This is a genomic window from Kribbella sp. NPDC005582, from assembly GCF_040605415.1.
Lineage (GTDB): Bacteria > Actinomycetota > Actinomycetes > Propionibacteriales > Kribbellaceae > Kribbella.
This window is the reverse complement of record NZ_JBEXCU010000001.1, coordinates 794,420-814,449: the sequence shown is the minus strand read 5'-3', so window position 1 is coordinate 814,449 and position 20,030 is coordinate 794,420. Positions and strand designations below refer to the sequence as shown.

22 protein-coding genes are annotated in these 20,030 nt (G+C 68.8%); 12 read left to right on the top strand and 10 right to left on the bottom strand.

Translation table 11 applies throughout. The features are described from left to right. The first annotated feature begins 8 nt into the window (after positions 1 to 8). Both ABZS29_RS04050 and ABZS29_RS04045 read left to right on the top strand, forming a co-directional pair. A complete protein-coding gene (locus tag ABZS29_RS04050) occupies positions 9 to 221 on the top strand; it encodes a hypothetical protein (RefSeq protein WP_355458351.1) in 213 nt (70 codons plus the stop codon). Beyond that, positions 214 to 876 (top strand): GPP34 family phosphoprotein, encoded by a 663-nt coding sequence (locus tag ABZS29_RS04045; protein ID WP_355458349.1) that lies wholly within the window; start codon positions 214 to 216, stop codon positions 874 to 876. Before ABZS29_RS04050 ends, ABZS29_RS04045 begins: the two co-directional genes overlap by 8 nt. Before the next feature lie 358 nt (positions 877 to 1,234). Here ABZS29_RS04045 and ABZS29_RS04040 read toward each other — a convergent pair whose 3' ends face one another. From ABZS29_RS04040 to ABZS29_RS04030, 3 genes are all read right to left on the bottom strand, one after another. Beyond that, the gene (locus ABZS29_RS04040; RefSeq protein WP_355458347.1) at positions 1,235 to 3,778 is read right to left on the bottom strand and encodes a glycogen debranching protein; all 2,544 of its coding nucleotides are present in this window, start codon (positions 3,776 to 3,778) and stop codon (positions 1,235 to 1,237) included. Positions 3,779 to 3,814: 36 nt separating this feature from the next. Continuing rightward, complete coding sequence (locus ABZS29_RS04035) at positions 3,815 to 4,816, bottom strand: LacI family DNA-binding transcriptional regulator (RefSeq protein WP_355458345.1); 1,002 nt, start codon at positions 4,814 to 4,816, stop codon at positions 3,815 to 3,817. Positions 4,817 to 4,894: 78 nt separating this feature from the next. Then, on the bottom strand, positions 4,895 to 5,320 hold the full coding sequence (locus ABZS29_RS04030) for an SgcJ/EcaC family oxidoreductase (protein WP_355458344.1): 426 nt from the start codon (positions 5,318 to 5,320) through the stop codon (positions 4,895 to 4,897). 78 nt (positions 5,321 to 5,398) lie between these two features. On the opposite strand from ABZS29_RS04030, the gene ABZS29_RS04025 reads away from it, so the two are divergent. Next, positions 5,399 to 5,839 (top strand): MarR family transcriptional regulator, encoded by a 441-nt coding sequence (locus ABZS29_RS04025; RefSeq protein ID WP_355458342.1) that lies wholly within the window; start codon positions 5,399 to 5,401, stop codon positions 5,837 to 5,839. Here ABZS29_RS04025 and ABZS29_RS04020 read toward each other — a convergent pair. Further along, entirely contained in the window at positions 5,836 to 6,576 is a 741-nt protein-coding gene (locus ABZS29_RS04020) for an SDR family oxidoreductase (protein WP_355458340.1), read from the bottom strand. The genes ABZS29_RS04025 and ABZS29_RS04020 overlap by 4 nt on opposite strands. A 157-nt stretch (positions 6,577 to 6,733) precedes the next feature. On the opposite strand from ABZS29_RS04020, the gene ABZS29_RS04015 reads away from it, so the two are divergent. Genes ABZS29_RS04015 through ABZS29_RS04005 form a run of 3 tightly spaced genes read left to right on the top strand, consistent with a single transcriptional unit; the run spans position 6,734 to position 9,200 of the window. Then, entirely contained in the window at positions 6,734 to 8,182 is a 1,449-nt protein-coding gene (locus ABZS29_RS04015) for an AlkA N-terminal domain-containing protein (protein WP_355458338.1), read from the top strand. Positions 8,183 to 8,184: 2 nt separating this feature from the next. After that, positions 8,185 to 8,718, top strand: a complete 534-nt coding sequence (locus tag ABZS29_RS04010) for a GNAT family N-acetyltransferase (RefSeq protein ID WP_355458336.1) — start codon at positions 8,185 to 8,187, stop codon at positions 8,716 to 8,718. After that, entirely contained in the window at positions 8,715 to 9,200 is a 486-nt protein-coding gene (locus tag ABZS29_RS04005; RefSeq protein WP_355458334.1) for a methylated-DNA--[protein]-cysteine S-methyltransferase, read from the top strand. The genes ABZS29_RS04010 and ABZS29_RS04005 overlap by 4 nt, the downstream gene beginning before the upstream one ends. On the opposite strand, the gene ABZS29_RS04000 is transcribed toward ABZS29_RS04005, so the two are convergent. Further along, positions 9,197 to 10,414, bottom strand: coding sequence for a cation:proton antiporter (locus ABZS29_RS04000; RefSeq protein WP_355458332.1), 1,218 nt, complete (start codon positions 10,412 to 10,414; stop codon positions 9,197 to 9,199). The two genes, ABZS29_RS04005 and ABZS29_RS04000, sit on opposite strands and share 4 nt — an antisense overlap. Before the next feature lie 7 nt (positions 10,415 to 10,421). Beyond that, positions 10,422 to 10,907 (bottom strand): TrkA C-terminal domain-containing protein, encoded by a 486-nt coding sequence (locus tag ABZS29_RS03995; protein ID WP_355458330.1) that lies wholly within the window; start codon positions 10,905 to 10,907, stop codon positions 10,422 to 10,424. Between the two features lie 130 nt (positions 10,908 to 11,037). On the opposite strand from ABZS29_RS03995, the gene ABZS29_RS03990 reads away from it, so the two are divergent. The 3 genes from ABZS29_RS03990 (at position 11,038) to ABZS29_RS03980 (ending at position 14,945) form a co-directional block, all read left to right on the top strand. Further along, positions 11,038 to 11,580, top strand: coding sequence for a PadR family transcriptional regulator (locus tag ABZS29_RS03990; protein ID WP_355458328.1), 543 nt, complete (start codon positions 11,038 to 11,040; stop codon positions 11,578 to 11,580). Further along, positions 11,577 to 13,598 (top strand): NADPH-dependent 2,4-dienoyl-CoA reductase, encoded by a 2,022-nt coding sequence (locus tag ABZS29_RS03985; protein WP_355458327.1) that lies wholly within the window; start codon positions 11,577 to 11,579, stop codon positions 13,596 to 13,598. Before ABZS29_RS03990 ends, ABZS29_RS03985 begins: the two co-directional genes overlap by 4 nt. A gap of 123 nt (positions 13,599 to 13,721) precedes the next feature. Then, complete coding sequence (locus ABZS29_RS03980) at positions 13,722 to 14,945, top strand: FAD-dependent monooxygenase (protein WP_355458325.1); 1,224 nt, start codon at positions 13,722 to 13,724, stop codon at positions 14,943 to 14,945. Here the strand turns inward: ABZS29_RS03980 and ABZS29_RS03975 are convergent. Further along, positions 14,904 to 15,485 carry a TIGR03086 family metal-binding protein gene (locus ABZS29_RS03975; RefSeq protein WP_355458323.1) on the bottom strand — a complete coding sequence of 194 codons (582 nt, stop codon included), beginning with the start codon at positions 15,483 to 15,485 and terminating at the stop codon, positions 14,904 to 14,906. The two genes, ABZS29_RS03980 and ABZS29_RS03975, sit on opposite strands and share 42 nt — an antisense overlap. A gap of 140 nt (positions 15,486 to 15,625) precedes the next feature. Between ABZS29_RS03975 and ABZS29_RS03970 the strand changes: the two genes are divergently transcribed. After that, on the top strand, positions 15,626 to 16,546 hold the full coding sequence (locus tag ABZS29_RS03970; protein ID WP_355458321.1) for a GntR family transcriptional regulator: 921 nt from the start codon (positions 15,626 to 15,628) through the stop codon (positions 16,544 to 16,546). Here the strand turns inward: ABZS29_RS03970 and ABZS29_RS03965 are convergent. Both ABZS29_RS03965 and ABZS29_RS03960 read right to left on the bottom strand, forming a co-directional pair. After that, on the bottom strand, positions 16,536 to 17,123 hold the full coding sequence (locus tag ABZS29_RS03965) for an HhH-GPD-type base excision DNA repair protein (RefSeq protein WP_355458319.1): 588 nt from the start codon (positions 17,121 to 17,123) through the stop codon (positions 16,536 to 16,538). The genes ABZS29_RS03970 and ABZS29_RS03965 overlap by 11 nt on opposite strands. Positions 17,124 to 17,127: 4 nt before the next feature. Then, positions 17,128 to 17,706: a hypothetical protein gene (locus ABZS29_RS03960; protein ID WP_355458317.1), complete on the bottom strand. Its 579-nt coding sequence runs from the start codon at positions 17,704 to 17,706 to the stop codon at positions 17,128 to 17,130. Positions 17,707 to 17,837: 131 nt separating this feature from the next. On the opposite strand from ABZS29_RS03960, the gene ABZS29_RS03955 reads away from it, so the two are divergent. Next, a complete protein-coding gene (locus ABZS29_RS03955) occupies positions 17,838 to 18,227 on the top strand; it encodes a hypothetical protein (RefSeq protein ID WP_355458316.1) in 390 nt (129 codons plus the stop codon). 24 nt (positions 18,228 to 18,251) lie between these two features. Beyond that, positions 18,252 to 19,154: a hypothetical protein gene (locus ABZS29_RS03950; protein ID WP_355458314.1), complete on the top strand. Its 903-nt coding sequence runs from the start codon at positions 18,252 to 18,254 to the stop codon at positions 19,152 to 19,154. Here ABZS29_RS03950 and ABZS29_RS03945 read toward each other — a convergent pair. After that, complete coding sequence (locus tag ABZS29_RS03945; protein WP_355458313.1) at positions 19,151 to 20,026, bottom strand: NAD-dependent epimerase/dehydratase family protein; 876 nt, start codon at positions 20,024 to 20,026, stop codon at positions 19,151 to 19,153. The two genes, ABZS29_RS03950 and ABZS29_RS03945, sit on opposite strands and share 4 nt — an antisense overlap. Positions 20,027 to 20,030 lie beyond the last annotated feature (4 nt).

Sequence of the window (20,030 nt, the reverse complement as noted above, 5' to 3'; positions counted from 1 at the left end):
CCGCCGTCATGGCTGCCGAACGTAAGAAGATCCTGCTCCGGCTGGATCCCGCGGTGCACGACGCGCTGGCCCGGTGGGCGGCCGACGACCTGCGCAGCACCAATGCCCAGATCGAGTTCCTGCTCCGGCGGGCGCTGGCCGAGGCCGGCCGGCTCCCGTCGGGCGTCGGCAAGATCCGGCGGCCCGGCCGCCCGGCCAAGGAGGCTGAAGATGATGAGTAGGGCACTACCGAAGCGGCCGGCGCGAGTCGGTCCGGTCACACTGCCGGAGACACTGCCGGCCCGAATCTTCTTACTGGCTTACGATCCCGCGAAGGGCCGGCTGGCCGGCCGGTCGAAACTCGGCAAGGTCCTCACAGCGGCTGCCTTGATCGACCTCCAGCTCCACGGAAACCTTGCCGACGACAACGGCCGCGCCCAGCCCACCAAAGCTGCGCCACCCGAAGACGAGCTCCTCGCCAAGATCCTCACTGAGATCCGTACGACGAACCCGCGCAAATGGCGGACCTGGATCGACCGACGGCAGCGCGCGATCGTCCGGGACGTCCGCGACGAGCTCGCCCGCGCCCAGCTGATCAAGGTCGAGCCGCGCCGCATCTTCCCCGACCGCATCACCCTCCGCCAGCCGCTGGTACGGCGCCAGCTGCTCCAGCGCACGATCGACGTACTGCGGCCGTCACGCCTCGTCAGCCGGGTCGACCTCCACGACGCGTCCCTCGCCGTACTGGCGGCGACCGCCGACCTACGCCCGGTGATCTCCAAGGAGCTGAGCCGTCGGCACAAGGACCGTCTGGCTCAGCTTGCGATCCGGATCGGCCCGGTCCCGCCCGCACTGAAGAAGTCGATCCAGGCCGGCAACAGCAGCGCCGGCGGCTGACTTATGCACAGGGCATGTGCATAAGTCGGGTGCGTTCTGTGGATGGTCGCCTGCTCGCTGTGGACGACACGCGGGCAGTGGCGAGATCACCGGAACTGTTGTCTGGAAAGGGTTGTGCGACGCGGGCAGTGGCGGGTAGAAATGTCGACACGCTGTTCCTCTAGGAACGGCGGGTCGAGCGGAAACCGAGGACCCAAGCGGTGGGGATCCCCACCGAGGTAGACCGGTGACGGGGTCTGCCGGTCCCACGGATCCGGTTCGGGAGGCTGGAGACGTCACTTTCCTTCAGCTGTTGGGCCCCTCCGACTCATACTCGGAGGGGCCCCACTTCTTTGTGGGACCCCTCCGTCTCGATAAGTCAGGCCAGCGTGATCCGCGCGACCGCCGAACCACGAGCTGTCACGCGCACCTCGGTGCCCCGTGCCGTCGAGACCAGCCGGTACGGCGTCGCCCGGCCGTCGAGCGTGACCCGATCAACCTTCGCACCGGCCGGAAGAACCGCGCCGACGGTGAAGGCCGCCTTGACGTGCTGGACGGTCAGATCGGTCCGCAATTCCTTGCCTGTAAGGCGTGCGGCGACATCGATCGATCCGCGGCCGAGCCGGATGTTGCTCCCGGCCACCTTCGACTGCCCGGCCGGAAGCTGCGGTACGACGGCGACCCGGCCGTGACCGAGGTCCGGATCGACTCCCAGCTGCTGGTGGACGACCGGCCACAGCACGCCGTACGTGCCCCAGGCCTGCAGAGTCATCGAGCGGTCGTAGAACGGACGTCCGATGTTGGCCGGGGAGTCCGGCGACGGTGCGATCTCCGGCATCGCGCCAGGCGTCTCCCAGACCTTCGGGTCGAGCTGGATCCGCGCGTTGCCGGTCGTGTACACCTGCTGCTGGTTCTTGCCGAGCCGACCGTAGTTGCCTTCCGCAACCGCCATGATAGAGGTGTTGAGCGAGAAGATGCTGCGCTCGCTCTTCACCTGGGACACGACCGGATCGCAGGACGGGCCGGAGTTGCCGGCCGGGTCGGACGTCGGCCCAGTGCCGGTGTGGAACAGCCCGAATTCACCTGTGTAGCAGGGCTTCTCGCGTTGATCGAGTGCCGTCGCAGCGTGCTCGCGGGAGGCCAGCGGTGAGGTCGGCCGGCCTGGGCGAACCAGCTCCGCCTCCATCGGAGTCACCCCGGTCCAGTGCCGCTGGAAGATCGGCGTGTTGTCGTTGGCGGGAGTAGTCGGATCGTCGATGGAGTCGGCGTACCCGAGGGCCTGCGGGACCCACCACTGCGCCTCGAAGCGAGCCTCGAGATCGGTCGCCCGAGCCGTTGCCCACTGCTGGACGTTGCGGTCGTGCCGGGACGCGGCCAGGTCGGCCAGATCACGCAGACCTCGCGCGAGGTACACCGTGCTGTCGAGCTTCTCCGCGCCCATGCCGGAGCGCTCGACGTTCGCCAGACCTTCCGGCCAGCCGTCGCCGTCTTTGTCCAGCTCGCGATAGACGTACTGGAGGTTGCGGACGCTGAAGTCGTACATGTCGTCGCGGAACCGATCATCGCCGGTCCAGCGCCAGAGCAGCGCCACGATGCTCGGGAACTTCACCGTCTCGTCGGTGTTGCCGGCGCTCTGGTTCGAGCCGAAGTACACATCGCCGGTCGGGACGATCTCGTGCGCGACCTTGCCGCTGCGGGCGTTGAGGAGGTCGCTGATGTCGCGCAGTGCCTTGAGATGGGCCTTCACCGTGTCGAACTGGCCTGCCGCAACGGCGGCGTACGACGTGTACTCGCCGTCGGTCGCGAAGAGCCACGGATAGTCCGGGAAGCCGGCGCCGAACCAGCGCGCGGTGTCGACCGTGCCGACCGGTGCCGGATAGTCCTTGCCTTCGTTGACGTCACGGATCCGCAGGTTGCGGGCCTCTTGGACCGAGTCGGCCAGATTCTGCTTGCTCCACTCGACACTCTGCTGCAGCAGCCGGTCACCAGGCAGGTCCACTGCGGACATCTGATCGATCTGCCGGCGTACGGCGGCCTTCGCCTGCAGTAGTTTGCCGGGGTTCTTGAGAGCGCGGTCGTACTCGCGTCGAGCAGCGGCCGGTCCGGCGTCAGATCCCGCCACCGCGAACCAGATCGTCTGCTCACGACCGGGCTCCAGGGCGACGTCGTACGAGAGTCGTCCGCCGGTGCCCTTGCCGACCAGCGAGTCGTCGCACCGAGCCGGCGTCGTACCGTCGGCCGGGCAGATGACTGCCGGGTCCTGCGGGCCGCGGTGGTTCGGGCCGAGCGCGTGGTTCGCCGGACGCAGGGACGATCCGACGTACGCCGCGTAGTCGCGATCCCGGAACTGGAGCGAGCCGTTGCCGTAGGCCCCCGTATCGGGCAGGTTCGCGTCGGCCGCACTCGGCGTCGTCCAGCCCCACGGGTACGACGACATCAGCTCGGAGTGCGCATCGACATCGAGGGTGACGGTCTTCTTCGACGGCGAACTGAAGGTCAGCCCGACCAGCGTTGCCCGCACCCCGTCCGGGACGAAGTCGGTACGCCGTACCTGAACCGAACCCGGATAGTCGATGCGGCTGTAGCCGTGGCCGCTGGTGTACTTCGCGGCGGCGACGTCCTTGCCCAGCCACTGACCGTCCAGGCCGAACCAGAGTCCGTCGAGGAGTTTGATCGGTTGCGTCCAGAAGCCGCCCATCTCACCGCGGATGTGCCAGCCGGTGGCGGGATAGAGACCGGACTCGTCGCCCATCGCGTACGCGCGATCGCCGACCACCAGGGAGCGTCGATCGGCCAGTCGGGACGACTCGGAGAGTTCGTGGGACGAGGGTTGTGGGGGTGGTGAACCTGCAGTGGCGGTGGCTGTCCCTGCCAGCAGTGCCGTGGTGACCAGCACTATCAGGCCAGGTAGTCGTGGAGTCATGGCGGTTCCTCCTTCTCCGGCGCTGCGGGCACCGGGTCAGCCAGGGGCTGAGCTGCCTCTGACGACGAGTTCGGGAAGCAGCAGGCGCTCGGTCGGGCCTGCGGGGGGATCGGTGAGGATCGTGATCAGCTCGGCGGCGATGTCGTCCATCGGCTGGCGCAGGCTGGTGAGGCCGGGAGAGACCACGTCGGCCAAGGGGGAGTCGTCGAAGCCGGTGACTCCGACGTCGACACCGGGAACCAGGCCACGGCGGGTGATCTCACGCAGCGCGCCCAGTGCGAGAACGTCGCTCAGGGCAACGATTCCGTCGGGCGGCTGCGGACCGTCGAGTAATTCGGCGGCGGCCTGCGCGCCCGCGTCGAGGGTGTCCTCTGCGCAGTGCACGGTCAGCCCGGTCGTCGGCAGATCCAGCGCCGTACAGGCGTTGCGCCAGCCGGCCCGGCGGTCCTCGGCCAGGCCGGAGGTCTTCGGCCAGCCGATGAAGGCGATCCGGCGCCGCCCCGCTCCATGCAGATGCCGTACGGCGAGCGCCGTACCGGCCGCGCCGTCGACGTCGACCCACGGCCCGGGCTGGGTCGATTCCTTCCAGACCCGTCCGAACGAGACGAACGGGATCTGCTTCTCCTTCAGCCAGCCGTGCCGTGGATCGCGGGTCTCGGTCTGCGACAGCACGAACCCGTCCACGAGCCGGCGCGCGTGCAGGTCGTCGTACACGGGCATGCCGTCGACGCCGGGCGGCGCGGTGAACAGCAGGATGTGGCGCCCGGTGCTCTCCGCCGCCGCGCAGAGCGCGTGCAGGAACTGGTCCATCACCAGGTGCGTCCGGTTCGGCCAGCTCGGAACGCAATAGCCGATCAGCTCGACCGCGCTCGTCCGGAGACTCCGCGCGTTACGATTGGGCCGGTAGTTCAGCAGTTCGATCGACCGGTTGACCCGCGCCAGCGTGTCCGGCCGCAGCCGATGCGGAGCGTTCAACGCGTTCGACACCGTCTGCACGGAAACCTCCGCGTGGGCAGCGACCTGCTTGAGCGTGGCCACAGCAACCTCCCACGGGCGTTTGAACGTTAAAACACCCGCAGTCTCTCTCCGCTCGGAGCCGCTGTCAACGTCTTGCCGTCAGGCAGCCGGCTTACTCGCGGGCAGCGTGCGGAACGACACGCCTTCCATCAGCCGGTGATGCTTGGTGTTCTGGAAGGCGGCCACCCGCCACGCGCCGTCATCCGCCAGTGTCATCGTGAATGTCTGCACCTTGGTGAGGCGTTTCGGCTGCTTCTTCGCGACGTCACCGCGGGTCACGACGATCGCCGTCTGTTCGCCGTACCGCTGGATCTCCAGGATCTCGGTGAACATCCGGGTGTCCTTCAGGTACTTCCCGAACAGGGCGTCGTGTCCGGTGGCGATGTCGTCGCGGCCGCGATACACGGTCCCGACCCACGTCACGTACGTCGCGTCCTCGGTGAACTCCTGCGCGTACGCCGCGCCGTCGCCGCGCGCCCAGGCGGTCGCCAGCCGGTCGAGAACGGCCTCGATGGCAGTCGTCATGATAGCTTCTCCCTTGCAGTATCTGTTCTGAGTCATTATCTGCACTGATGCAGATATCTTGCAGGGGAGGGTGCGGCGGTGTCAACCGATCAGAGTGCGGTGTTCCGGCGGTTCATGAGTGCGATGGTGTTGCACAGCCTGGCCAGCGCCGAGGCGGCCGGGCTGAACGCGACCGACTACTTCGCGCTCAACCTGCTCGATCTGTCCGGTCCGCAGACCTCCGGCGAGCTGGCCCGGTGGACCGGGCTCAGCACCGGGGCGACGACGCGGATGATCGACCGGCTCGAGGAGCGTGGTCACGTCCGGCGCAGCTACGACCCGTCCGATCGCCGCAAGGTCGTCGTCGAGATGGCGAAGCCGCCGAAGAGCGTCGACCAGTCGGTGGCCGGTGCCCGTCGGCGGCTCGGTGCGGTGATTCGGTCGTACTCCGAAGCCGACCAGAAGGTCCTCTTCGACTACTTCGCCCAGGCCACTGTCGCCTACCAGGAATCGACCCAGGAGCTCATCGACCGTCGTTAGGCCGCGTGGCCGCCGTCGATGGTGAGTTCGGTGCCGGTGATGTAGGCGGCGTTCGGACCGGCCAGGTAGGTAATGGCGGCGGCGACTTCGGCGGGGGAGCCGAAGCGGTCGAGTGCCAGGTGGGCGAGTTGAGGCTCGGCGAAGGGGCCGTCGGCCGGGTTCATGTCGGTGTCGATCGGGCCGGGCTGGACGACGTTCGACGTGATCCGGCGAGCGCCGAGCTCGCGGGCCAGTGCTTTGCTCAGTCCGAGCAGGGCGGCCTTGGTCATGGCGTACAACGTCATGCCGGGACCGGTGACCCGCGCGGCGGCGCAGCTGCCGAGGTGGATCAGGCGGCCTCCGTCGGCCAGCAGGGGAGCAGCGGCCTGGCAGGCGGCGTACACGGCGCGGACGTTGACCGCGAGGGCGCGGTCGATGTCGGCGTCGCTGAAGCCGTCGATCGCGCCGATTGCGCCCACCCCGGCGTTGTTGACCAGGATGTCGAGTCCGCCGAGCGATGCGTGCGCCTCCCGTACGGCGTTCGCCACGACCGCGGCGTCGGCCGCATCGGCGTGGATGGCGAAGCCGCGACGGCCGAGCCGCTCGATCTCCTTCACGATCGTTGCGGCCGCGTCCGCGGAGCTGTTGTAGGTGAAGGCGACGTCGGCACCGGCCTCGGCGAGGGCGAGGACCGTGGCGGCGCCGATGCCGCGGGTGCCGCCGGTGACCAGTGCGTTCTTGGTGATCAGTTCGTTCATGGCTCCAGTTCAGTGGTTCGGCGGCCGGCGTTCCGGCGAAAAAACGACACCAGGAACTCGCGTCGTTTTCCCGCTATACCTTGATGTCGTAAAACCGCTAGCGACTGTCGGTGGGGCCAGGGATGCTGGTCTTGTGTATGAGTGCAGGGAGCGGTGTGTGCGAGCGGTGCAGTCCAAGGACGCGCGGTTCGACGGGTGGTTCTTCACCGCGGTTCTGACCACGCGGATCTACTGCCGGCCGAGTTGTCCGGTGGTGCCACCGAAGGTCAAGAACATGGAGTTCTACCCGAGTGCGGCCGCCGCGCAGCAGGCCGGCTTCCGGGCTTGTAAGCGCTGCCGTCCGGACGCGAGCCCGGGCTCCCCGGAGTGGAACGACCGAGCCGACCTGGTCGCCCGGGCGATGCGGTTGATCGCCGACGGCGTCGTCGACCGCGACGGCGTACCGGGGCTGGCGGCGCAGCTCGGCTACAGCGTGCGGCAGGTGCAACGGCAACTGCTGGCCGAGCTCGGTGCCGGGCCGCTCGCGTTGGCCCGCGCGCAACGAGCGCAGACCGCACGGCTGTTGATCGAGACCAGCGATCTGCAGATGGCCGACGTCGCCTTCGCGGCAGGATTCTCCAGCGTCCGGACCTTCAACGAGACCGTGCAAGAGGTCTTCGCGTTGTCCCCGACCGAGCTTCGCGGACGACGCGGTACGACGGCGGTCGCGCCCGGCACGATCTCGCTGCGACTGCCGTTCCGCGCGCCGCTGACTCCGGACAACCTGTTCGGGCATCTGATCGCGACCGGCGTACCGGGGGCGGAGGAGTGGCGCGGCGGTTACTACCGGCGCACCCTGCGCCTCCCACACGGCCATGGTGTCGTCGCGCTGAAGCCGATGCCCGATCACATCGCGTGCCAGTTGTCGCTCACCGACCAGCGGGATCTCGCGATCGCGATCAGCCGGTGTCGCCGCATGCTCGACCTTGATGCCGATCCGATCGCCGTCGACGAGTTGCTGGCCACTGACCCGGTCCTCGCTCCGCTGATCGCGAAGGCGCCGGGCCGACGGGTTCCGCACACGGTCGATGGCGAGGAGTTCGCCGTACGGGCGGTGCTTGGGCAGCAGGTGTCGACCGCGGCCGCGCGGACGCATGCGCATCGGCTGGTGCTGCAGCACGGCGAGCCGATCGAGGATCCCGGCGGCGGGCTCACCCACCTGTTCCCGACCATGCAGGCGTTGGCTGGTCTGGATCCGGAGACGCTGGCCTTCCCGAAGACCCGCCGTACGACGCTCACCACGCTGATCGCGACGCTCGCGGCCGGCGAGATCGACCTCGGCGCCGGCGCGGACTGGGACCGCGCCCGTGAGCAGTTGGCCGCGCTGCCAGGGATCGGACCGTGGACGGTCGAGTCGATCGCGATGCGTGCGCTCGGTGATCCGGACGCGTTCGTCGCCAGCGACCTCGGCATCCGGTACGCCGCCCGCGCGCTGGGGTTGCCGGAGGCCCCTAAACCGCTGACCGAGCATGCGCGCGCCTGGCGGCCCTGGCGTGCGTACGCCGTGCAATACCTGTGGGCGACCGGCGACCACGCCATCAACACGATTCCCGACGGACTGGAGTAGGCATGACCGACCTGACCACCGATCGCCTCTTGCTGCGGCAGTGGCGCGACTCCGACCGGGAGCCGTTCGCCGCGCTGAACGCGGATCCGGCGGTGATGGAGCACTTCCCGCGGCTGGTGACGCGGGAGGAGAGCGACGCGCTGATCGACCGGGCCGCTGCGTCGATCGCCGATCACGGCTGGGGTCTGTGGGCGGTGGAGGTGCGGGAGACCGGCGAGTTCATCGGCTTCACCGGGTTGTCCGTCCCGACCTTCGAGGCGCCGTTCCTGCCGGGGGTGGAGATCGGCTGGCGCCTGGCGAAGGGTGCCTGGGGCAACGGTTATGCGACCGAGGCGGCGCGGGCCGCCCTCGACTTCGGGTTCGGTCCGGCCGGGCTGCGCGAGATCCTCTCGTTCACCGCGACCACCAACCTCCCGTCGCAACGCGTCATGCAGAAGATCGGCATGATCCACGACGAGGCCAATGACTTCGACCATCCGCGCCTGCCGGCCGGCCACCGGCTGCAGCGCCACGTCCTCTACCGGATCAGTCGATGACGTACGCCGTCATGGACAGCCCCGTCGGCCCGCTCACCCTGGTCGCGACCGACACGGGCGAGCTGGCCGGTGTCTACATGGAGCAGCACCGCCACCAACCGCCGCTCGAGACCTTCGGTCCCCGCGACGACACCGTGCTGCCCGCGGTCGCCGAACAACTGACCGAGTACTTCGAGCACGGCCGCACGACCTTCGACGTACCGCTCCGGCTGGCCGGAACGCCTTTCCAGCAACGCGTCTGGGCCGCCCTCCAGCACATCCCGTACGGCGAGCTCACGACGTACGGCGAGCTCGCCCGCGAACTCGGGCTGGTCCCGGGCGCCTCCCGTGCCGTGGGTCTGGCGAACGGGAAGAACCCGGTCAGCATCATCGTCCCCTGTCACCGCGTCGTCGGGTCCACCGGCAACCTCACCGGCTACGGCGGCGGCCTGCACCGCAAACAAGCCCTCCTCGACCACGAACGCGGTGACGTCCTGTTCTAAGTGGGGCTGTTGGCGGTGTCGTCGAGACGTTCGATGGCCGGGGCCTCGACCGGAGCCGGCTTGGTCTTGGTGAAGCGGCTGACCAGGGGCTCGGTGTAGCGGGCGGCCAGCGGTCCGAGGATGACCAGGATCAGCACGTACGCCGTTGCGAGCGGGCCGAGGCGCGGTTCGACGCCGACAGCGAGACCGGCGATGACGATCGAGAACTCGCCTCGGGCGACGAGCGTTCCACCGGCCCGCCAGCGGCCGCGGGTGCCGATACCCGCTCGGCGAGCGGCGTACCAGCCGGTGGCGATCTTGGTGAGCGCGGTCAGGACCGCGAGGCCGAGAGCGATCGCGAAGACCGGCGGGATCGCTCTCGGGTCGGTGCTGAGTCCGAAGAAGACGAAGAAGACTGCGGCGAACAGATCTCGTAGCGGGCTGAGCAGGTTCCGTGCGCCGTGTGCGACCTCGCCTGACAGCGCGATGCCGACCAGGAACGCGCCAACCGCTGCGGACACCTGCAGTTGCTGTGCAATACCGGCGACGAGCAGCGTCAGACCCAGTACGACGAGCAGCAGCATCTCGGGGTTGTCCGACGACACGGCCCGGCTGATCACGCGCCCGTACCGCAGCGCGATGAACAGGACGATGCTGACCGTGCCCAGCGAGATGAGCAGCGTGATGCTGCCACCGGCCAGGCCGACACCGGCCAGAAGCGCGGTCAGGATCGGCAGGTAGACCGCCATCGACAGGTCTTCGAGGACCAGAATTCCCAGCACCACAGGCGTTTCGCGGTTACCCAGGCGGCCGAGGTCGCCGACCACCTTCGCGATCACACCGGACGACGAGATCCAGGTGACACCGGCCAGCGCGACCGCGGCGACCGGACCCCAGCCGAGCAGCAGTGCAACGGCGGCGCCAGGTAAGGCGTTGAGCAAGAAGTCGACGATGCCGGACAGGTACTGCGTCTTGAGCGTGCCGACGAGGTCCGAGGCGGTGTACTCCAGACCGAGCAGCAGCAGAAGCAGGATGACGCCGATCTCGGCGCCGGTGGCAACGAACTCCTCGCTGGCGGCGAGCGGAAGCAGCCCGCCGTGCCCGAAGGCGAGGCCTGCCAGCAGGTACAGCGGAATCGGTGAGAACCCGAACCGGCTCGCGATCCGCCCGAGAATTCCCAGCGCCAGGATCACTGCGCCGAGCTCGATCAGGAGCATGGTGATGTCTTCATGCATCCGCCGGTCACCCGCCCGCGATCAAGTCGGCCACGGCGTCCACACCTTCGCGCGTCCCGACGACGACCAGCGTGTCGCCGGTCGCGAACCGGAAGTCCGGCGTCGGCGACGGCGTCGCGCCGATCCGGCGCAGGACCGCGACGATCGACGCCCCGGTCCGGCTGCGGGCCTGGGTGTCGCCGAGCGTGCGGCCGGAGTACGGCGACTTGGCGGTGATCAGGATGTGCTCGGTGACCAGGTCGATCTCGATCTCGTTCCGGACCGGGTCGAGCTGATCGGGGATCAGCAGGGTCGCCAGGGCGGCGGCTTCACCGGGTTCGAGCGGGACCGAGTTCGTACAGGTGTCGTCGTCCTTGGGATCGTGGAAACCCAGGTGCCGCTTGCCGTCGTTGCCGACCACCACCGAGACGTGTTTCCCGCCGGTGGTGATCAGATCGTGCCGGGTACCGATCCCGGGCAACGTCGTCTTGGTCGGGTGGGCCTGCTGGTCCATGGGTCATCCCAATCAAATAGATGGCGTCTGCAACCATTCTCTCAAGTCCTGACAAGTCTGTCCGGTACCCAGCTGTGATCTGCGTTGCAACGAGGTGCACTGCACCGAGTTGCATAGGTACGCTCACCGGATGGCCCTGGACCACGCGATCCTCGTGTCGCTGACCGAGCGGACCGGCTCCGGATACGAGCTGGCCCGGCGCTTCGACCGGTCGATCGGCTACTTCTGGCCGGCCACCCACCAGCAGATCTATCGGGTGCTGCGCCGGATGGACGAGGCCGGCTGGGTGACCCACACCGAGGTCGCGCAGGAGGGTCGCCCGGACAAAAAGGTCTACCGGATCTCGGCCGGCGGCCGCGCCGAGCTCGCCCGCTGGATCGCCGAACCCGGCGAGGTCGCGATCCTCCGCGACGCCCTCGGCGTGAAGCTGCGCGCCGCCTCGATCGGCGGCGTGGACGCCGTACTGGGTGAGGTTGCGCGGCACCGCGCCGAGCACGCCACCCGGCTCGAGGTCTACCGCGGGATCCAGGCCAAGGACTTCCCCAAACCGGCCACACTGAACGGCCGCGAACTCCACCAGTACCTCGTGCTCCGTGGCGGCATCCGCGCCGAGGAGTCGTTCGTCGCCTGGTGCGACGAAGTCACCGAAGCCCTCCAGGAGGACCGCTCATGACCGCCTACCCGCACCTGCTGGAGCCGCTCGATCTCGGGCATGTGGTGCTGCCGAACCGGGTCATCATGGGGTCGATGCACACCGGGCTCGAGGACCGGTTGAGCGATCTGCCGAAGCTGGCGGCGTACTTCGCGGAGCGGGCCCGCGGTGGTGTCGGGCTGATGGTGACCGGCGGTTACGCGCCGAATCGGACCGGCTGGTTGACGCCGTTCGGCTCCACGCTCAGCACTCGCCGGCAGGCGCGCAAGCATCGGGTGCTGACCGACGCCGTCCATGCCGAGGGTGGCAAGATCGCGCTGCAGATCCTGCACGCCGGCCGCTATTCGTACCACCCGTTCAGCGTCTCCGCGTCCGCGCTCAAGGCGCCGATCAACCCGTTCAAGCCTCGTGCGCTCTCCGACCGCGGGGTCCGCAAGCAGATCACGGCGTACGTCGACTGTGCCGCGCTGGCACAGGAGGCCGGGTACGACGGAGTCGAGGTCATGGGCTCGGAGGGATACTTCATCAACCAGTTCCTCGCCGAGCGCACCAACAAGCGCACCGACCGGTGGGGCGGCAGCCCGGAGAACCGGCGCCGGCTCGCGGTCGAGATCGTCCGCCGGACCCGTGAACGGGTCGGACCGAACTTCCTGATCATCTACCGGCTCTCGATGGCCGACCTGGTCGAGGACGGTCAGACCTGGGAAGAGGTCGTTGCGCTAGGCAAGGAGATCGAGGCGGCCGGCGCGTCGATCATCAACACCGGGATCGGCTGGCACGAGGCCCGGGTGCCGACCATCGTCACCTCCGTTCCGCGCGCCGCCTTCACCAGCGTGACCGCTTCCTTCAAGCCGCACGTGAACATCCCGGTGGTCACCTCGAACCGGATCAACCTGCCCCAGGTCGCCGAGGAGGTACTGGCCCGCGGCGACGCCGACCTGATCAGCATGGCCCGCCCGTTCCTGGCCGATCCGGATTGGGTGCGCAAGGCAACGGCCGACCGCGCGGACGAGATCAACGTCTGTATCGCCTGCAACCAAGCCTGCCTCGATCACGTGTTCGCCAAGAAGAAGGCGAGCTGCATGGTCAACCCGCGCGCGGCCCGTGAGACCGAGCTGCAGCTGTTGCCGACCCGCAAGGCGAAGCACATCGCGGTCGTCGGCGCCGGACCGGCCGGACTCGCCGCTGCCGTCACCGCGGCCGAGCGCGGTCACCGCGTCGAGCTGTTCGAGGCAGACCAGGAGATCGGCGGCCAGTTCGGGATCGCGCGCCGGATCCCGGGCAAGGAGGAGTTCGCCGAGACGATCCGGTACTACCGCCGCCGGCTCGAGCTGACCGGCGTCAAACTGCACCTCGGCCGTCGCGCGAGTGCCGAGGACCTGGCCGGGTTCGACGAGATTGTGCTCGCGACGGGCGTCGTACCGCGGGTGCCGTCCATCCCTGGTATCGACCACCCCAAGGTGCTCTCGTACGCCGAGGTCGTGCGTGACGGGAAGCCGGTCGGGGAGTCGGTCGCGGTGATCGGCGCCGGTGGTATCGGCGTCGATGTGAGCGAGTTCCTCACCACCGTCGAGTCGCCGACCCTCGATCTCGAAGCCTGGAAGGCCGAGTGGGGCGTCGCTGATCCCACGGTCGCGCGCGGCGCCCTCGCCGTACCGCGTCCTGAGGCGTCGCCGCGCCACGTCTACCTGCTCCAGCGCAAGCCCGGCCGGATCGGGGCCGGCCTCGGCAAGACCACCGGCTGGGTGCACCGCGCCGCCCTGAAGAACAAGCAGGTCGAGCAACTCCGCGGCGTCAACTACGAACGCATCGACGACGAAGGCCTGCACCTCACCTTCGGCCCGAAGCGCGAGAACCCGCGCGTCCTCGCCGTCGACACCATCGTCGTCTGCGCCGGCCAGGAATCCGTCCGCGATCTCGCCGACCTGCACACCGGCTCCGGCCGTCCCGTCCACGTCATCGGCGGCGCCGACGTCGCCGCCGAACTCGACGCCAAACGAGCCATCGACCAAGCCACCCGCCTGGCCCTCACCCTCTGACCCTCCCGCCCGCCGTAGTGCACCTAGTGCGGTGCGGCGAGGTGTCCTAGTGCGCAGTGGCTGCCCAGCGCTGAACTAGTGCAATGTACAGCGTACGCGCACTAGTCGATGAGGGGTGTTGGGATGAGCAAGACGGTATTGATCAGCGGTGGCGGGATCGCGGGGCCGGCGTTGGCGTTCTGGTTGCGGCGGGCCGGGTTCGAGCCGACCGTGGTGGAGGTGGCGGCGGGGCCGCGGCCAGGTGGGCAGACGGTCGACCTGCGCGGGATCTCGCGCACGGTGGCCGAGCGGATGGGGTTGCTGCCGACGATCAAGCAGCGGCAGCTGCACGAGAAAGGGTTCGAGTACGTGCGGGCCGACGGGCAGCGGGTCGTGGCGATGCCGACCGACATGTTCGACGGAGCCGGACCGGTGGCCGAGATCGAGATCCTGCGGGGCGACCTCGCCGAGGTGCTGGCCGATGCGACGCAAGACGTCGAGTACCTGTACGGCGATTCCGTCACCGCGCTCGACCAGGACGCGAACGGGGTCGACGTGACGTTCGGGAGTGGGGTGCGGCGGCGGTTCGATCTGGTGATCGGGGCGGACGGCGTGCACTCGCGGGTTCGCCGGCTGGCGTTCGGTCCGCACGAGCGGTTCGTCCACCACCTCGGTGGCTACTCGTCGTACTTCACGGTCGAAACGCCGGAAGACCTGAACCACTGGATGAAGGTCTACACCGCACCGGGTGGGTTCTGGGTCGCGCTGCGGCCCGATCACGATCCGCGGTTCGCCAAGGCGCTGCTGAGCTTCCGGTCGCCGGTCATCGACTACAACTACCGCGACGTCGCCACGCAGAAGGCTTTGCTGCTGGAGCGGTTCAAGGGGCTCGGCTGGCACACCGAGAACCTCCTGGCCCAGCTGCCCGCTGCGGAGGACTTCTACTTCGACAGCACCAGCCGCGTCGTCGTACCGGAGTGGTCGCAGGGGCGCGTCGCGCTGGTCGGCGACGCCGGGTACTGCGGCTCGCCGCTGGCCGGCCACGGTACGGCGCTCGCCCTGGTCGGCGCCTACGTCCTGGCCGGCGAGTTGGCGGCCGACGGTGACCACGCGCAGGCGTTCGCGGCGTACCAGCGCCGGATGCAGGCGTACGTCGACCAGCGGATGGAACTGCCGCCGGGCGGGATCAAGATGGCGATGCCGATGACCGCGGCCGGCATCCGCTATCGGGACACGATGACCCGGCTGATGACGTCGAAGCTGCTCGTGGGCACGATGGGCAAGCTGATGGTCGGCAAGCCGGATGCGATCGAGCTGCCGGACTACTCAGCTCTTCCACTCCGGGTCGCGACCGAGGAGACCGAGTAGCTGGTCGAACGGCGACGCCGTACCGGAGACCTTGACGCTGCGCTCGAAGGCGGCGCCGGGGCCACGGGCCGAGTCGGTGTCGGGGATCCGGCGGGCGAGGTCGAGTGCGGCCTCGACCAGATCGGACGGCGGGCTGTACGGAAGGTCGAGCGCGCGAGCCAGGTCCCAGGCGTGGACGACGCAGTCCAGGTGGTGGAAGGTGAGCGCGATCCGGCGCGGGAACGAGCCGTACTCGCGCACCTCCATCAGCCGGTCGAGCGCGCCACCGTCGGCGAACGCGTCGGCCACGGCGACGTTGGACCGCCGGTACGCACCGGCCGGGTTGTCGCCGAGCCGGCCGCCGGTCCAGGTCTGAACAGGTGCGGAGCCGTTGATCGCCGCGGCGGCGAAGCCCTCGTTCTCGCTGACGATGTGCCGGAGCAGTCCGCGCACGGTCCAGTCGGGGCACGGCGTCGGCAGGCTGAGGTGCTCAGGCCGCACCTGCATGACGACCTCGCCCAGTACTGCGCCGGCGCGCCGATCGAGATCCCGGACGTCCATCCGCGTTCCTCCCATCCCCTGAGCGAGCATAGGCCGCAGTACCGGGTTTGGGCAGGCACTCGCCCCGACCACAAGGGACAACCCGCAACCACTAGCTTGTCGGGCACACTGGTGACCCCGACCCGAGTCCGCGGAGGATGATGGACGAGCCGCCGTACCTGGTGATCGCCGCCGAGCTGCGCCGCCGAATCGAGTCCGGCGAACTCCGCGCCGGTGAGCGCGTGCCGTCCACCCGCTCCCTGGTCCGCGACTTCGGCGTAGCCATGGCCACCGCCACCAAGGCCCTGAGAGCCCTCCAGGACGAGCGCCTCGTCCACCCCAGCCCCGGCGTCGGCACCATCGTCGGCCCCCCACCCCGCACCACCCGCGCGCGTCCAGCGCGCCAGGTCGCACCACGGAGCGAGCCCGACTCCACACTTGCTTTGGAGCGGGGACAGGTCGTCCGGATGGGCATCGCGATCGCGGACGCGGAGGGGCTGCCGGCCGTCTCGATGCGTCGGATCGCGGCTGAGCTCGGCGTCTCCACGATGGCTCTCTACCGCCACGTCGGCGGCAAGGAAACGCTCGTCCTGCAGATGGTCGACGCAGCCTTCGGTGAGTTCCCGCTCCCCGCCCTGACCGGCGACTGGCGCGAACGAGTGACCGCGATCGCGCAGACCCAATGGGCGGCGTACCGGGCGCACTTGTGGCTCGCGGGAGCGGTCAGTGTCGGCCGACCGCAGGTGCTGCCACACCTGCTGCCCCACACCGACGCCCTGCTGACCGTCTTCAAAACCCTCGACAAGACAACCGCGATGTACGCCGTGATCAGCCTCTTCGGCTACGTCCGCGGCCTCGCCCAGGCAATGGAGAGCGAGGCGATGGCCGAGCAGGACACTGGCATGAGCGCCGACGACTGGGCCGAGCGTCAGTCCGAACAGCTGGCCGCCGCCATCGCCGCCGGAAACCTGACCGCGTTCCGCGAGCTCATGTCAGACGACTGGGAGTTCGACTTCGACCTGGATCAGCTGTTCGCGTTCGGACTCGACCTGATGCTGGACGGCCTCGCGGTCAGGCTGTAGCAGCCTTCGCGGCAGCCTTCGCTTCCTTCTTGAAGGCACGCACCTCGCCGAGCGACTTGGCGTCGACCACATCCGCGATCGAACGACGCGAACCGCGGTCGCCGTACGAGCCGGCCGCCTCACGCCAGCCCTTCGGCTCGACGCCGCGCTGCTTGCCGAGCATCGCCAGGAAGATCTTCGCCTTCTGCTCACCGAACCCGGGCAGCGCCTTCAACCGCTTCAGCACCTCGGCGCCGTTCGGCTTCGGCCGGCCCGCGGTCCACAGGTTCTCGGTCTTGCCGTCGTAGTTCTCGATGATGTGCTGCGCCAGCGCGTGCACCCGCCGGCCCATCGACCCGCCATACCGGTGGATCGCCGGCGGTGTCACGCACAGCTCGACGAACTCCTCGACATCGGTGCTCGCGATCTTGTGCAGATCGAACCCGTCCATCCGGTCCGCGATCTTCCGCGGCCCCGCGAACGCGTGCTCCATCGGGTACTGCTGGTCCAGCAGCATCCCGACCAGCAGGGCGAACGGGTCGTCGTTGAGCAACTTGTCCGCGGCCGGATCCCCGGTCAGGTGCAGTTCGCGCAGCATGGAGTCATCCTGACACGCGCGTGAACTTGGCGGCATAGACGGCCGCCTGCTTCGGGGTCAGCTCGCCGGTCACCCGGAGCAGCGCGCCGCCGGACAGCGTGTGGTACTCCGTTCCGAGCGCTCCACCACCCTCGAGAATGCCCTGGATGTAGGCCGACCGCTTCTTCGCCTGCGCCGCCGTACCGAACACCTCGATCCGCGCTCCGCAGACCGTGGCAGGCTCCTTCGGGTCGTCGCAGCTCGCGCGTGGGTCGATCACGGTGGCCGCGGAGGTGTAACTGCCAGGCCGCCCGAGCAGCTTGTTCGGGTCGGTCTCCTCGGTCCAGACGTGGACCTTGCCCAGGCCCAACGCCTTCGCGATGGTGGCCGCGTCCTTGGGCTTGGGGGACGGTGTGCTCGGCTGCACGGGCGTAGCGGTCGCGACCGACTCGGTGGCGGTGACGCCCGTAGTCGGCGGCGCAGCCGTAGTCCCGCCGGTGGTCGGCGTACTGCCGGCGCCGTCCGACCCGCTCCCGCAAGAAGCCACGACCATTCCGGCGACCACGATCGCGGTGACGGCCCATCCGGCCTTGATCCGAGACATCGATTCCCCCTCGACAAGAGTGCTGGCTCCGCAAGGTACCGCGATAGGGGTCTAGTCCGGAGTTGTCGTGACACGACGTCCTGCGATACTCACCGCGCGCCCAACAATTGGAGGCTGGAGTGCGTCGCTCAATGGTCCGTTCTTTCGCGCTGGTGCTCGCCACCGTCGTCACCTCCGCGGGCCTCGCGGCCCTCCCGGCGCAGGCAAGCACTCAGGAGCACTGCGACTCCGCCAACCGGCGGGAGAAGCTCAACCGGATCATCAGGCTGATCCGGTGCACGGACATGCCCGGGTCGTACGGGCGGGTCAAGTGGTACGCCGAACTCATCAACGGGTCCGAGGACGAGACGGTGCTGATCCGCTATCGCGGCCAGGACGGCTACATCGACTGGGATGCCACGGACCTCGACGGCTACGCGCACACTCAGCTCTACTGGGGGAACGAGAACGAGCTGCAGGCCTGCGCCTACCTGTACAACGGCGGCTTCTACTGTGCGTGGACGGCGAACGACGTCGGCTGAGGCATCGGGCCGCTACGCTGAGTGGTGACGAGCTCAGCGGAGGTGGCGATGGAGCCGGTGTTCGCACCTGGTGTGCCGGAAGCGGTACGGCGGTTGTACGGGCATCGGCCGGAGTTGTTCGTGGCGGCGGATGCGCCGCGGCCGAAGCGGCAGACGTGGTGGTCGGTGGCCCCGGCGAACACGTTGGGGCAGTTGCTGGTGTGGCTGACGGTCTGTGTGGGCGGGTGGATCCTGGCGCTCATCATCATGGCGGCGACGCTGCCGGCCGATGTTGCGGCGTGGGCGTCGCTGGTGCTTGCGGGGATTGCTGTGCTCGCTACCGGTGGCGTGGTGGTGAAGTCGATGGTCGAGGATCGTGGGCACAAGGCCGTGCGGGTGCAGCATGGGTCGTACCTGTTGCCGACCGACTTCGACGACTCGGCGGCCCGGCTGTTGGGTAGAGCCCAGCGGGCGGTGAAAACGGTGCTAGAGGCAACAGTTACGCGTCAGGGCATGCTCGACGACGTACAGAACGAATTGGTTCTGCCTGAACAGTTGTGGGACATCGCGCAAGTGCTCCGCGAGCAGACGGTGCTCCGGGCGCGGCAGCGCGACATCGCCCGCGGGATGGCCACCGAGGAGCTCGACACCGTCCTCGGTCCGCAGCGTCGGGCGCTCGCGCTGTCGGTCAAAGCCATCGAACGCAAGGTCGACCTGCTCGAGCAGTACGCCCACCGGGTTCGATCGGCCGACGCGGCGCTGCGCGCTGAGGCGGCCTTGGCCGACGGCGACCGCTACATCGAGCTGCTGGCTCGCACCGAGCCTGTCGGCGACACCTCCGTTGTCCAAGGCTTCGCCGACGAAGCCAGCGCGCTGCGGGACACCTTCACTCGCTCCATCAACGCGGCCCGAGACGCAGGTCGCACCCTTGCCCTGCCAGAGTCCTAACCGCGGTCCCAAGCCAGCAGGTCGGCGACGGTCTTCCGCAGTGGCGTTACCGGCATGCCGGCCGCTCGAGCCTTCGACTGGTCGCGCCGCCGCGACGGCCACTCGGCCTCCGGCTCGTACAGCGGGAAGTGCTCCGGTACGACGTCCGCCGGCACCAGCTCGACCGTCGTACCAGCGACGTCGGCTGCGGTCTCGATCAGCTCGCCGATCGTGCTGTCGGGGCCGATCGCGTTGAACGCACCAGGCCGGTTGTCGAAGAGCAGGTTCGTGGTCAGTCGCGCTAGGTCGCGCACATCGGTCAGCTGCAGCGGCTGCTCCGGCCGGGTCGGCAGCTCAACCCGACCGCCCTGCGCACCCCGCCGTACCCAGTGCAGGACGGTGGTCGACGAGTCGCCCGGACCGGTCACCTTGCCCGGACGCACGATCGTCGCGCGGTCGCCGTACCGGGCCAGTACGTCGTCCTCGCACGCCACCTTGCATGGTCCGTAGGTGTCGTTGGTCAGCTCGTCGGCTGCCCGTAGGGGAGCGCGCCGCGGTGCGTCCTCGGTGCTTCCGGCAGGCAGGTCCCGCGCGTAGACCGCGTGGCTCGACACGAACACATACCGTCCGACCCGATCACCCAGGACATCCATCGCCTCATCGACCTGCCGACTCTGGTACCCGCTCAGATCGACGACCGCATCCCACTCGCCGGTTGCCAGCGCGGCGTAGTCACCAGCCTCGCGATCCCCAACCAGCTGGGTCACCTCATCAGGGAGCCCGGTCCCACTGACCCCTCGACTGAACGAGGTCACCTCAGCGCCACGATCGAGCGCATCCACGACAACAGCTCGACCGATGAACCCGTTTCCACCCAGCATCAGAATTCGCACCCCG